The 223-nt window shown below is 48.0% G+C and carries 1 rRNA gene; it reads right to left on the bottom strand.

Going from position 1 to position 223, the window contains the following annotated elements:
- Nucleotides 1–223: ribosomal RNA gene (locus ACXAH2_RS17245) — 23S ribosomal RNA — on the bottom strand; the annotation flags it as partial.

Below are 223 nucleotides of genomic sequence, written 5' to 3'. Positions count from 1 at the left end.
ACGGTTCATGCATATCTGAAGCTTAGAAGTTTTTCCTGGAAGCAGGGCATCAACCACTTCGTCCAAAAGAGGACTCGTCATCAATTCTCAGCCTTAACAGGGTCCCGGATTTACCTAAAACCCCAGCCTACAACCTTAAACGCGGACAACCATCGCCGCGCTGGCCTAGCCTTCTCCGTCTCTCCATCGCAATATGCATAAGTACAGGAATATTAACCTGTTT

The sequence above is a fragment of the Marinomonas sp. ABL3_031 genome, from assembly GCF_056161265.1.
Note: the sequence above shows the minus strand (reverse complement) of the source record. Positions and strands in the feature narration are given on the sequence as shown.